Origin of the sequence: Pseudonocardia terrae (assembly GCF_021343995.1) — a bacterium.
In the GTDB taxonomy this organism is placed as follows: Bacteria; Actinomycetota; Actinomycetes; order Mycobacteriales; family Pseudonocardiaceae; genus Pseudonocardia; species Pseudonocardia terrae.
The window spans coordinates 27,825-40,459 of sequence record NZ_JAJTTE010000036.1; the positions used below are offsets into that span (position 1 = coordinate 27,825).

The 12,635-nt window shown below is 74.3% G+C and carries 12 protein-coding genes; 8 read left to right on the forward strand and 4 right to left on the reverse strand.

Annotated features, from left to right (window positions below; translation table 11 throughout):
• The first annotated feature begins 53 nt into the window (after positions 1-53).
• From LWC33_RS22755 to LWC33_RS22770, 4 genes are all read left to right on the forward strand, one after another.
• A complete protein-coding gene (locus LWC33_RS22755; protein WP_233306466.1) occupies positions 54-929 on the forward strand; it encodes a hypothetical protein in 876 nt (291 codons plus the stop codon).
• A gap of 682 nt (positions 930-1,611) precedes the next feature.
• The gene (locus LWC33_RS22760) at positions 1,612-2,208 is read left to right on the forward strand and encodes a response regulator transcription factor (RefSeq protein ID WP_037046231.1); all 597 of its coding nucleotides are present in this window, start codon (positions 1,612-1,614) and stop codon (positions 2,206-2,208) included.
• A 777-nt stretch (positions 2,209-2,985) separates the two neighbouring features.
• Positions 2,986-3,558, forward strand: a complete 573-nt coding sequence (locus tag LWC33_RS22765; RefSeq protein ID WP_233306467.1) for a sigma-70 family RNA polymerase sigma factor — start codon at positions 2,986-2,988, stop codon at positions 3,556-3,558.
• Entirely contained in the window at positions 3,559-4,746 is a 1,188-nt protein-coding gene (locus LWC33_RS22770) for an anti-sigma-D factor RsdA (protein ID WP_233306468.1), read from the forward strand.
• Positions 4,747-4,853: 107 nt separating this feature from the next.
• On the opposite strand, the gene LWC33_RS22775 is transcribed toward LWC33_RS22770, so the two are convergent.
• Complete coding sequence (locus tag LWC33_RS22775; RefSeq protein WP_233306469.1) at positions 4,854-5,237, reverse strand: DUF5319 family protein; 384 nt, start codon at positions 5,235-5,237, stop codon at positions 4,854-4,856.
• Between the two features lie 242 nt (positions 5,238-5,479).
• Between LWC33_RS22775 and guaB the strand changes: the two genes are divergently transcribed.
• Both guaB and LWC33_RS22785 read left to right on the forward strand, forming a co-directional pair.
• The gene (gene guaB, locus LWC33_RS22780) at positions 5,480-6,985 is read left to right on the forward strand and encodes an IMP dehydrogenase (RefSeq protein ID WP_233306470.1); all 1,506 of its coding nucleotides are present in this window, start codon (positions 5,480-5,482) and stop codon (positions 6,983-6,985) included.
• Positions 6,986-7,017: 32 nt separating this feature from the next.
• Positions 7,018-8,142 carry a GuaB3 family IMP dehydrogenase-related protein gene (locus LWC33_RS22785; RefSeq protein WP_233306471.1) on the forward strand — a complete coding sequence of 375 codons (1,125 nt, stop codon included), beginning with the start codon at positions 7,018-7,020 and terminating at the stop codon, positions 8,140-8,142.
• Positions 8,143-8,151: 9 nt separating this feature from the next.
• On the opposite strand, the gene LWC33_RS22790 is transcribed toward LWC33_RS22785, so the two are convergent.
• Complete coding sequence (locus LWC33_RS22790; protein WP_233306472.1) at positions 8,152-8,511, reverse strand: DUF488 domain-containing protein; 360 nt, start codon at positions 8,509-8,511, stop codon at positions 8,152-8,154.
• Between the two features lie 174 nt (positions 8,512-8,685).
• On the opposite strand from LWC33_RS22790, the gene LWC33_RS22795 reads away from it, so the two are divergent.
• Together LWC33_RS22795 and guaA are read left to right on the forward strand one after the other, a co-directional pair.
• Entirely contained in the window at positions 8,686-9,180 is a 495-nt protein-coding gene (locus LWC33_RS22795; protein WP_233306473.1) for a pyridoxamine 5'-phosphate oxidase family protein, read from the forward strand.
• Between the two features lie 276 nt (positions 9,181-9,456).
• Complete coding sequence (gene guaA, locus LWC33_RS22800; protein WP_233306474.1) at positions 9,457-11,043, forward strand: glutamine-hydrolyzing GMP synthase; 1,587 nt, start codon at positions 9,457-9,459, stop codon at positions 11,041-11,043.
• A gap of 55 nt (positions 11,044-11,098) precedes the next feature.
• Here the strand turns inward: guaA and LWC33_RS22805 are convergent, their stop codons facing one another.
• Both LWC33_RS22805 and LWC33_RS22810 read right to left on the reverse strand, forming a co-directional pair.
• Complete coding sequence (locus LWC33_RS22805; protein ID WP_233306475.1) at positions 11,099-11,323, reverse strand: hypothetical protein; 225 nt, start codon at positions 11,321-11,323, stop codon at positions 11,099-11,101.
• Positions 11,316-12,596, reverse strand: a complete 1,281-nt coding sequence (locus tag LWC33_RS22810; protein WP_233306476.1) for a PspC domain-containing protein — start codon at positions 12,594-12,596, stop codon at positions 11,316-11,318. Before LWC33_RS22810 ends, LWC33_RS22805 begins: the two co-directional genes overlap by 8 nt.
• Positions 12,597-12,635: the final 39 nt, after the last annotated feature.

The window sequence follows — 12,635 nt, forward strand, 5'->3', positions numbered from 1 at the left end:
GTAACGACCGTAGCCGGTACCTGAACGGGTCCGCCCACTTGGACGACAGCCGCATGAGTGAGGTGGCCTTTGGTGGCCACCCCGGCGTGTCGGTCGGACGGGTCGGACGAGCGGGGCCGGCGGTGCGCCGGGCGGCCGCCGTGGCCCTCGGCGGGCAGGGTCGGTACGCCGCCGCGGCGGCCCTCCTGGAGCCCCTCCTGCGCGAGCCGCGGGTGCCCGTGGAGATCCGCGCCCACGCCCTCGTCACCCGTGCCTCGCACCTCCGCCAGCGGGGTGGCCACGCGCTCGCCGAGCGGCTCGACGGGCAGGCGCTGGCCCTCACCGTCGGGGTCCGGGAGGGCCGGCACGCGGTGGACGGCACGCCGGCTCCGGAACCGGTGGTGGAGGGACCGTCGGGTACGTCCGGGCCGCCGTCGCGCGCCGGTGCGAGCGCCTCCGTACCGGCCTCGGCGACGGGTGGACCGAGCCTCGCCGGGCTCGCCGATCCGGTCGGCCACGGGGCGCTTCCTCCAGATCGCAGCGCCACCGCCTCGGGGCTCGCGGGGGCCTGTGCGGACCTGCTGTCCGCGCGGGTCGACGCGCTCGCCGGGCTGGCGGCCGACGCGCTCGGGCAGGGCGCGCTCGCCCGCTCAGAACGCCTGCTGAGCAGGGCGGATGCAGTCCTGAACGCCCTTCCGGCAGGTCGCGCCGGTGGCTCCGTGCCCTGGCGACCGGCCGTCCGGACCGCGTGGGTCCACGCGGAGCTGGCGCTCGCCCGCGGCGATCTCGCCACCGCGTCCGCGGCCGCCGCCCGCGCCGTCCGCGGGTCCACGGCGGCGAGCTCGCTCCGGCCACCTGCTGAAGTCGCGCCTCCTCGCCGCGGTGGTCGCCTCGGTGCGGGCCGTCGCGGGGTACGGCGGGGGACCGGGGGAAGGCGCCGAGGGTCCTGAAGGCACCGAGGGCGTCGTCGCGCCGACGCCGGAGGCGGCGCTGGCGGCCCTCGACGCGGTCGCGCAAGAGGCGTCCGCGGCGGGGCTGCTCCCGCTCGCCTGGGCGGGCCCTGCTGGCCGCCGCGGACGCCGCAGCGACGGCCGTCGGGCGGGCCTCCGCGGCCCCGGCGCCGCCCCCTCCGGACGGCAGGCGCGGGGAGCCCGGGAAGGGAACGCCGGCGGGTTCCCGGACCCCTCGGACGGGGCCCGCGGAGGGCCTCCCGGGCCCGCCCCGGGTGGGCGATCCGTCCGGCGCCGCAGCGCGACCGTCGGGCCCGCCTTCCGAGGGGTCGCCACGACACGATCGGCGGCCCGAACGGTTGCTCCGATCGACGATCTGTGCGACGAACGGTGCGACGGGCCGACGACACGCCGCGGCGGCCACGCTGAGCGTCATCCGTGCCCGATCCGAGGGGACGGCCCGGCGCCTGATGGGGGGAGGCGCCTCCGGGTGAGATGAGGCTCGCGGTAGTGTAATTACTCCATTCGGTCCCTCGTCACCCACATGACGAGTGCCATTCGGCGCACGGGTCTCGAATGGAGGGCACAAAGTCGCCCTGATCGTGTCAAGGTGGTCCGGTCACTCGCCGATGCGGAGGGTGACACATCACCCGGCTGCAGGAAGCTGCAGGAAGGAATCGTCGTGACGACGGTACTCATCTGCGACGATCGTCGCAGCGTCCGCGAAGGTCTCACCCGCGTGATGTCCGCGGTGCCGGGGGTGCACCGGATCGATTGCGTCGCCCATGGGGACGAGTTGCTGGCCCGGTTCTCCCGGCAGCCGGTCGACGTCGTCCTGGTCGGCACCCAGCGCGCGGTGCCCACCGGGGTGGAGGCCACCAGGCGTCTGGTGGCGGCCCACCCGCAGGCGAACGTCATCGTCTTCGGCGCCCCCGACGACGCGGGCAGCATCGCCGCCGCCATCGCCGGCGGTGCGCGGGGCTACCTCCGCTGGGACGCCTCCCGGCCCGAGCTGGTGGCCGCCCTCGCCCACACCCTCGCCTCCACCGCGGTCCCCACGCCGCGGGCGCCCGCCGACCCCGGCGTGCAGCTCACCGAGCGCGAGCTGCAGGTGCTGCGCGGGATGAGCCAGGGCAAGAGCAACGGGCAGATCGGCCGCGAGCTCTACCTGTCCGAGGACACGGTGAAGACCCACGCCCGCCGGCTGTTCCGCAAGCTCGGCGTGCGGGACCGCGCGCAGGCCGTGGCCCACGGCTTCCGTCGCGGCCTCGTGTCCTGACGCGGTAGCCGAGCACGACCCGCGGACCCGCACGGGTCCGCAGCTCAGCACGAGCACCCGGACGGGGGTCCGGGTGGGAGACCGGGCGGACGACGCGGCCGAGGGCCGTGGCTGTCGCAGCGCAGCCACGCACCGGCCGGGTCCGTCCCGCCACGCGCTCCGCCATCGCACGACCGCCGTGCGCGCCCGTCCGTGGCGCCGCCGGCCCGTCGTGCCCGCCGCGCGGCCCGCCCCCGCCGCGCGGCCGACCGGTTCGTGGCCCGTCGTCGCGCGGCCGACCGAGTTGCGGCGCCTCAGCGCGTCCCTGTCGGGTCTCCTCGGGGGACCGCTGCCGCGCCACCCTTCTGCACCTTCTGCGCGGCCTGTGGGCCTTTGTATGGCTGTGTACGACGCTGTAGGCCCTCGCACCTCCGGTACCCCTCTGTACGGACCGTGCCCCTCTGGGCGCCTTCCCGAGGCCGCTCCCGCCGCCCGCCCGGGGCGCCGGTCGCCGCGCGTGACCGACCCGACCGGGTTCCGCTCGGTGACGCGCCGCAGTCGCCCCACGCCCACGGACGACCGCTCGTCGACGCGGTCCGACACGTCGGCGTCGGCGCCGGTACGGACGGCAACCAGCGTGCCTCTCGCCCGTCCTCACTCGTGAGAGCGGTTCCCGGACGCTCCGGGGGCTTCGCTACGGTGGTCGGCACTGAGATCCCGATTCGGCACTCTCCGTAGTCGGCCTCACCGAACGGATGATGACGAACATGCTGCGTAACGCCTGGACGACTCTGCGCGATGAGTGAACCGACAGACGTTCTCGACGAGCTGGTGGCATCTGCGATGGCAGGTGACCGCGGAGCGGTCGAACGTGTACTGGCCACCATCCGGCCGTTGGTCGTGCGGTACTGCCGCGCGCGCCTCGGCGGGACGGACCGGTCGTCCGTCTCGGCGGACGACGTCGCGCAGGAGGTGTGTCTGGCCGTGCTGACGGCCCTGCCCGGTTACCGCGTCCAGGGACGCCCGTTCCTGGCCTTCGTCTACGGGATCGCGTCGCACAAGGTGATCGACGCGCACCGTGCGGCGGGTCGGAACCGGTCCGAACCGGTGGCGGACGTGCCGGACTCCGTCGAGTCCGGGGACGGCCCCGAGCAGCGTGCCCTGCGCGTCGAGCTGTCCGAGCAGATGTCGCGCCTGCTCGACCAGCTGCCCGAGAAGCAACGCGAGATCATCGTCCTGCGCGTGGTCGTGGGACTCAGCGCGGAGGAGACGGCGGAGGCCGTGGGCTCCACCCCCGGAGCCGTCCGCGTGGCCCAGCACCGGGCACTCGCCCGGCTGCGCAAGAACATGCCCGAGGAGGAGGTGGTCTGAGTGTCCGACCGTGACGACCAGGGCGGCATCCGGGGCGGCCACCCCTTCGGCCGCCCCCGTAACGGGGCGAACGGCAGCAACGGCAGCAACGGCCACCGCTCCGGCGGCCCGCACGGCGTGCCCAACCGGCCCATCCCGTTCCCGGCGGGTCGCGCGGCCTCGCGCGCCGAGGACGCCGAGGACGCCGAGTACGCCGACGAGCCGTTGGACCTCGTCGCCGTCCAGGCGGACGACGAGCTGATCAGCGCCCTCGCCGCCGGGATGACCGTCTCGGCCCCCGGGCACAGCGGGTACGACGCGGACGACAGGGTCGTCGCGATGCTCGCCGCCTGGAAGGCCGAGGTCGACGCCGACCCGATCCCGGAGCTGATCGACCTGGACACCGCGGTGGCGGCCGTCGAGGCCGGTTCGGTCAAGCGGCCCTCGTCGCGCCGCCGGCACCTGATCCCGCTCGCCGGCGCGGCCGCGCTGCTGGTCTTCAGCATCGCGGGCGTCTCGATCGGTGCGCAGGACGCCGACCCGGGCAGCCCGCTGTTCGGGGTCACGCAGGTCCTCTACAAGGACGCGGCGAACTCCAAGATCGCGGCCGTCCAGGTGAAGCAGCGCATCGAGCAGGTCAACGCCAAGCTCCAGCGCGGCGACACCACCGGCGCGCAGCAGGACCTGCAGGCGCTCAAGCCGCTGCTGGACCAGGTCCGCCCGGAGGAGGGGAAGACCTACCTCGCCGCCGAGCAGACCTTCCTGTCGCAGAAGGTGCAGGAGACGCCGGCCGGTCAGCCGACCGACCCGCAGGCCCCGCTGCGCAACGGCACCCCGCGGCCGCGGCCTCCGGCGACCGAGGGCAGCAAGGAGCAGCAGCAGCCGGCCGGCGGCGCCGGTTCCGACTCGTCCAGCACCACGCCGTCGTCGAGAGCGGATCGGCCGACCCCGCCGTCGGACGGCCATGATCCGCGCACCCGGGACCCGCGTACGGTCGACCCGAAGATCGCCAACGCACCGGCGTCGCCGAGCAGCTCGGTGCCGCCGAGCTCGCCGCCGCCGTCGTCGGCCACCGTCGAGGGCAGCGCGGCGAGCCCCTCACCGACGACCCCGTCGTCGACCACGCCGGCCGACGGCACGACCACCTCGTCGCTGGGTTCGACGAGCACGGTCCAGCCCACCACGGAGCCGGCGGCGGGCCCCACCTGAGCCGCCCGCAGCGTGACGCACGAAGGCCCCCGACCGATCCGGTCGGGGGCCTTCGGCGGTCGGGGGCCGGGAGTGCCGGCGCCTCGGGTCGGTCGTCGTGCCCCGGGTCAGTCGTCGCTGAGCGCGGCGTCGGCGTAGCCCCGGCAGTACTCCCACGTGACGTAGTGCGCGGGGTCCGGGTCGAACGCGGGCTCGTGCGGGCGCATCTGTCCCTCGTCGAGCAGCTGCTGCAGGCTCGACCGCAGCAGGTTCCACTCGTGGAAGTGCTGCTCGCCGCAGTCGGCGCAGTCGACGAGGATGCCGCGGATGCCGCGGTGCTCGAGCAGCGCCTGGTAGACGGCGAGGTCCGCGAGGTCGGCCACGACCTCCTCGCGCTCCTCCTCGGTCAGCTCCTCGTGCTCCTCCGCCCCGGCCTCGTCGAGCGAGAGGGCAGGGTCGTAGGGATCGCCCGCGAAGGGGTCGGGGGGCAGGCCGTCGAACGCCACGTCCACACGGTACAGCGTCGGGCCCGGCGGGCGGGATGCTGTCCACCGGTCCACCCACAGGCCTGTGGACAACTCACCCGGCCTGGGGACGGAGGTCGGCGCGCCGCAGGATGCCGGGTGTGTCGGGCGACTCCCCACGGCGGGCCGGAGCCGCCGGGAGGCCCGGATACCATAGTGTCCTGCGACGGTGGTCCACCCGAGCCGCGAGCGGGCCGCCTGGACGTCCGGTGAAGGGTGCACGACCAGCCATGACGAGCGAGATCAACGGACTGCCGCCGAAGTTCGCGATGCTCGGCCTCACCTTCGACGACGTGCTGCTGCTCCCCGCGGAGTCCGACGTCGTACCGAGTGCGGTCGACACGAGCACGCAGCTCTCGCGCCGCGTACGGATCCGGGTTCCCCTGGTGTCGTCGCCGATGGACACCGTGACCGAGGCGCGGATGGCGATCGCCATGGCCCGCGCCGGCGGCCTCGGCGTGCTGCACCGCAACCTCTCCGCCGAGGAGCAGGCCACCCAGGTCGAGGTGGTGAAGCGCTCCGAGGCCGGCATGGTCACCGACCCGGTGACCTGCTCGCCCGACGCGACGCTGGCCGAGGTCGACGCGCTGTGCGGCAAGTACCGCATCTCCGGCCTGCCGGTCACCGACTCCGAGGGCAAGCTGGTCGGGATCATCACCAACCGGGACATGCGCTTCGAGGTCGACCACCAGCGCCCGGTGCACGAGGTGATGACGCGGGCCCCGCTGATCACCGCGCGGGTCGGCGTCACGGCGGAGGCTGCGCTCGGCCTGCTGCGTCGGCACAAGCTCGAGAAGCTCCCGATCATCGACGGCGACGGCGTGCTCCGCGGCCTGATCACGATCAAGGACTTCAACAAGACCGAGAAGTACCCGATGGCCACCAAGGACCCGGACGGGCGGCTGGTCGTCGGTGCCGCGGTGGGCGTCGGCGAGGACGCGTACGCCCGGGCCATGGGCCTGGTCGACGCCGGGGTGGACGTGCTGATGGTCGACACCGCGCACGGGCACTCCCGCCGCGTGCTGGAGACCGTCGCGAAACTGCGGGCCGAGGTCGGTGAGTCCGTCGACGTCGTCGGCGGCAACGTGGCGACCTACGCCGGGGCCCAGGCCCTGGTCGAGGCCGGGGCGGACGCGGTGAAGGTCGGCGTGGGGCCGGGCTCGATCTGCACCACCCGCGTGGTCGCCGGCGTCGGTGCCCCGCAGATCACCGCGGTGTACGAGGCCTCGCGCGCCTGCGCGCCCGCCGGGGTGCCGGTGATCGCCGACGGCGGCATCCAGTACTCCGGCGACATCTCGAAGGCCATCGCGGCCGGCGCCTCCACGGTGATGCTCGGCAGCCTGCTCGCCGGCACCGCGGAGTCCCCCGGCGAGCTGATCTTCGTCGGCGGCAAGCAGTTCAAGACCTACCGCGGGATGGGCTCGCTCGGCGCCATGCAGTCACGCGGCACCGCCAAGTCGTACTCCAAGGACCGCTACGCGCAGGACGACGTGCTCAGCGAGGACAAGCTGGTCCCCGAGGGCATCGAGGGGCGGATCCCGTTCCGCGGCCCGCTGCAGTTCGTGGTGCACCAGCTCGTGGGCGGTCTGCGGTCCGGGATGGGCTACGCGGGCGCGCAGACCATCCCCGAGCTCCAGCAGGCCCAGCTGGTCCGGATCACGGCCGCCGGGCTCAAGGAGAGTCACCCGCACGACATCACGATGACCGTCGAGGCCCCGAACTACGCCGCTCGCTGAGCCGTCGGCCCGCTCCTCTACCCTGGTCACCCGTGCGGGACCTCGTGGAGATCGGGATGGGCCGGGAGGCCCGTCGTGCCTACGACCTGAACCAGGTCGAGATCGTGCCGTCGCGGCGGACGCGGAGTTCGCAGGAGGTCTCGACCGCCTGGCAGCTCGACGCGTACCGCTTCGAGATCCCGCTCGTCACGCACCCGACGGACGCGGTGGTCTCGCCGGCCACGGCGGTCGCGATCGGCAAGCTCGGCGGCATGTCGGTGCTCAACGCCGAAGGCCTGTGGGCCCGGCACGCCGACGCCCAGGGCGCGATCGCCCGGGTCGTGGAGGCGGCCGACTCGGACGACCCGAGCGCCGCCGTCCGCATGCTGCAGGAGCTGCACGCGGCCCCGATCCAGGAGGACCTGCTCGCCGAGGCCCTGCGCACGGTGCGGGACGCGGGCGTCACCGTCGCGGCGCGGGTCAGCCCGCAGCGGGCCCGTGAGCTCACCCCGGCGCTGCTCGCCGGCGGCGTCGAGATCCTGGTCGTGCAGGGCACGATCATCTCCGCCGAGCACGTGAGCAGGGGCGAGCCGCTCAACCTGAAGGACTTCATCAACTCGCTCGACGTGCCGGTGGTCGCCGGCGGCGTGGGCGACTACCGCACCGCGATGCACCTGATGCGCACCGGCGCGGCCGGTGTGATCGTCGGGTACGGCGAGTCGAGCGCCACCACCACGGACGAGGTGCTGGGCATCGGCGTCCCGATGGCGACCGCGCTGGTCGACGCGGCCGCGGCCCGCCGGGACTACCTCGACGAGACCGGCGGCCGGTACGTCCACGTGATCGCCGACGGCGGCATCAACGGCTCCGGCGACGTCGCCAAGGCCATCGCCTGCGGGGCGGACGCGGTCATGCTCGGCGAGCAGCTCGCCGACTCGGCCGACGCCCCGGCCGACGGGCTCTACTGGACCTCCGCGGCCGCGCACCCGTCGCTGCCGCGCTCGGACGTCACGGGCTTCGCCCCGTCGGACCGCACGCTGGAGCAGGTGCTGTTCGGGCCGTCGTCCACGCCGTACGGCACCGTGGACATCTTCGGTGCGCTGCGCCGCGCGATGGCGAAGACGGGCTACTCGGACCTCAAGGAGTTCCAGCGGGTGGGGCTGACCGTCCGGGCCTGACCAACCGGCTCATCCGTCGGCCAGCCGCGCGTCGAGGTAGTCGCGCAGCGCCACGGCGTTGTTGTGCTCGCGGTCCCGTGAGCTGTAGAGCAGGGTGAGGGTGCCGGAGCGCGCGGCGTCGACGAGCGGCCGCCAGGCCTCCGGGCGGTCGTCGAGCTCGGCGAAGTAGCGGCGGCGGAACTCCTCCCAGCGCTCCGGGTCGTGGCCGAACCACTTCCGGAGCTCGGAGCTGGGGGCGACGTCCTTCACCCACCCGTCCATCTCCAGGTCGTCGCGGCGGACCCCGCGCGGCCACAGCCGCTCCACCAGGTAGGACCGGCCTTCGTGGGGCTCGTGGTCGTGGACGCGCGACAGGACGATGGTTCCCATGGCCTCCTCCGGGTCCTTCGGCGGTGCGCCCGCCGTGGACAGGATGCGGGTGGGGCGGTCCTGCGGTCGAGCGCGCCCGCCGTTCCGGCGACGCGCGAACGGACGGGACCCGCCGGACCGCTCGGGCGCCCGAACCGGACAGGTCCTGTCAGGGTTCGGCCCTACCGTGCCGGCATGACCACCTCCTGGCAGGAGTTCGAGAAGGTCGCGCCGCGGATCGCGGCGATCTTCCGCCGCCGGCACGCCGCGACCGGCAACCTGTGCTTCCTGGGGACGCTGCGGGCGGACGGCTTCCCGCGCATCTGCCCGATGGAGCCGCGGTTCTTCGAGGACCGGCTCTGGATCAACGGCATGCCGGACACCGCGAAGTTCCGCGACCTCGACCGGGACCCGCGCTTCACGCTGCACACCGCGACCGTCGACACCCACGTGTCCGACGGCGACGCGAAGGTCTGGGGCACCGTCGAGGACGTGCGGGACGAGGACCTGCACGCCCGGTTCGCCGACCACCTCTTCGCCGAGACCGGCTTCGACCTGCGCGGCCGGAGCTTCGACCGGTTCTTCGGCGCCCGGCTCGTCGGGGCGTCGGCGGTCGAGGTGGGCGACGGGCACCTCGACGTGACCGTCTGGCGGGCGGGTGGGCAGGAGGAGGTGATCCGCAAGCACTGACCGCACCCGGTCGCGCGCAGCACACCCGCTGCGGCCTCGTGGCACACCCGGGGAGTCCGCCGCACAGGCCGTCGACGGGCTGTGGCGCGACGGAAGGGGTGCGCCGGCTCGGTCGGATCGTGGCCGTGCGGATCGCGCCGATCCCGACCGCCAGTTCTCGAAGAACACCAGGGCGGAGCAGTGGGGGCAGGCGAACGCCCTTCCACAGGGTCCGTCCGGTTCTCGCCGCTCCGGGCGCGGACCGGGTGACGCACGTCGCCGATTACCCTGGTCGTCGTGGAGAACCCCACCGTCCTCGTCGTCGACTACGGCGCCCAGTACGCCCAGCTCATCGCCCGCCGCGTGCGCGAGGCCCAGGTGTACTCCGAGATCGTCCCGGCCGAGACGTCGGTCGACGAGATCGTCGCACGCCGCCCCGCCGCCGTCGTGCTGTCCGGCGGCCCGTCCAGCGTCTACGCGGAGGGCGCGCCGCGGGTCGACGAGCGGCTGTTCGAGGCCGGCATCCCGGTCTTCGGCATGTGCTACGGCTTCCAGGCGATGGCGCAGGCGCTCGGCGGTGAGGTGGCGCCGGACGGGACCCGCGAGTACGGCCGCACCGAGGTGCACCTCACGCGCGACGCCGGAGTGCTCCACGACGGGCTGCCGAGCAGCCACCCGGTCTGGATGAGCCACGGGGACTCGGTCACCCGCGCGCCGGAGGGCTTCACGGTCACCGCGTCGACCGACCGGGTCGCGGTCGCCGGTTTCGAGAACCGCGCGCGGCGGCTGGCCGGAGTGCAGTACCACCCCGAGGTCGGGCACTCGCCGCACGGCCAGGAAGTGCTGCGCCGCTTCCTCCACGAGATCGCCGGCATCACGCCGACCTGGAACACCGCGTCGATCATCGACGACACCGTCGAGGCGATCCGCGCCCAGATCGGCGACGGCCGGGCCATCTGCGGGCTCTCCGGCGGCGTCGACTCGGCCGTGGCCGCCGCGCTCGTGCAGCGCGCCATCGGCGACCGGCTGACCTGCGTGTTCGTCGACCACGGGCTACTGCGTGCCGGCGAGCGCGAGCAGGTGGAGAAGGACTTCGTCGCCGCGACGGGCGCCAACCTGCACACCGTCGACGCGCGGGACCGGTTCCTCGACGCCCTCGCCGGGGTCACCGACCCCGAGGAGAAGCGCAAGATCATCGGCCGGGAGTTCATCCGGGTCTTCGAGGCCGCGACCGCCGATGTGGTCGCCGCCGAGTCGCGCGGTACCGATGCGGACACCGCTGACGCTCCGTCCGTCGGCTTCCTGGTGCAGGGCACCCTGTACCCCGACGTCGTGGAGTCCGGCGGCGGCTCCGGCACGGCCACCATCAAGAGCCACCACAACGTCGGCGGCCTGCCCGACGACATCGAGTTCGCCCTGGTCGAGCCGCTGCGGGCGCTGTTCAAGGACGAGGTCCGGGCGGTCGGCGCCCAGCTGGGGCTGCCCGAGGTGATCGTGCAGCGCCAGCCGTTCCCCGGCCCCGGCCTGGGCATCCGGATCATCGGCGCGGTCGACGCCGAGCGGCTGGAGACCCTGCGCCAGGCCGACGCGATCGCCCGCGAGGAGCTCACCGTCGCCGGCCTGGACCGGTCGATCTGGCAGTGCCCGGTCGTCCTGCTGGCCGACGTCCGGTCCGTCGGGGTCCAGGGCGACGGCCGCACCTACGGCCACCCGATCGTCCTGCGGCCGGTCAGCTCCGAGGACGCCATGACCGCGGACTGGACCCGGCTGCCCTACGAGGTCCTCGAGCGGATCTCCACGCGGATCACCAACGAGGTCGCCGAGGTCAACCGGGTCGTCCTGGACGTCACGAGCAAGCCGCCGGGCACCATCGAGTGGGAGTGAGCGAACGGGGCTCCCGCTCACGGGTGTGAGCGGGAGCCCCGTTCGTGTCCCGTCCTCAGCGCTTCCGCACGCTCGCCACGAGCAGCACCAGGCCGAGCACCACGGCCCCGCCGGCGAGCAGCCAGCGCGCGTCGAAGGCGGACAGGTCCGGGGCCCGGCCCAGGATCCCCGACCCGGCGATCCCCAGGCTGACCAGCCCCACGATCAGGGCCAGCGGGTCCGGCATCCGGCGGACCGCGGCCCGCTCCTGCTGCCGGACGTCCTGCTCCTGCTCAGACACGCTGCACCTCCACGGAGGCGGCGCCCCCGGTCAGGTCGAGGACGAGCGGGCGCCCGGAGCGGACCCCGTCGGCACCCAGGTCGTCCGTCACGGTGAGCTGGGCGTCCGGGCTGCTGTGGCCGGTCCCGTCGAAGGTGATCTCGCCGAAGTCGACGTGGCCGTTCACCGTCACGTCGGCGTCCCGCGGCACGAACACCCGGATGTCGCCGACACCCACGCTCGCCGAGGTACGGACGGGGGTGGCGGCCCCGCCGGGCGGGACGCTCAGGTCGAGCCCGCGCAGGTCCAGCTCGATCGACCCCGCGCCGCGCTCGTAGCTCGGTGCCACCGCGGTGGGCGTGGTGGGTGCGGCCCGCAGGTCGCCCACCCCGGAACCGAAGTTCTCCAGCGGCACCTTCACCGCCAGCGACGCCCAGGTCAGCACGGCCAGCAGCAGCGCGAACGGGATCAGGCCGCGGCCGCCGCGGGTGAACGCGCCGATCACCAGCCCGACGCCGAGGATCGCCAACGCCGTCGCGAACACCACCGGCAGCCCGGCCAGGCCCGAGGTCAGGAGCACGACCGCGCCCGCGATGCCGCCGCCGAGCAGCGCCAGCGCCAGCGTGACCGGCGTGACCCGGCTGCGCCGCCGCACCGGCGCCGGCTCGGGCGTCGGGTCCGACGGCTCCGGCAGGTCCCAGGCGAACGGCGCCGCGCCCAGCGGGTCCCAGGCGGGCGGGGTGCCGCGGTCGAGGGGGTCGGGGCCGAGCGGATCCTTCACCGGGGGCGCGTCGGGCCCGTCGACCACGCCGTCCTCGACGGACGTGCGCACCGTGGGCGCCTCCTGTGCCGCCCGTGCCGCCTCGAGCCCGCGCTGTCCCCGGCTGCGGTGCAGCAGGAAGAGGAGCGCCAGGACCGCCAGCACGGGCAGGATCACGCTGCCGTCGTTGCCCCAGAACAGGCCGGTGGTCAGCAGCAGGGCCAGGATCAGCCCGGCGAGCACCAGCGGCGGCGCGGTGCGGCCCGAGCTGCGCGCCGTCGTGTCGGTGGCGGCGCCGTCGAGCGGGTCGTCCTTGTCGGCCGCGGGCAGCAATACCCAGCCCGCCAGGTAGAGGGCGATGCCGATCCCGTAGAAGGCGGCGACGGCGAAGCCGACGCGCACGAGGACGGGGTCGATGTCGTAGCGGCGGGCGAGCGCGGCGGCCACGCCGGCGACCTTGCGGTCCCGTCGCGGCCGCGACGGGCGGGTCTCCCACATGTCCCGCAACGTCGTCCCGACGTCGGTGCTGTTCATACCGCCGACCCTCCCCGCCCGCGCGCACCCACGGTATCG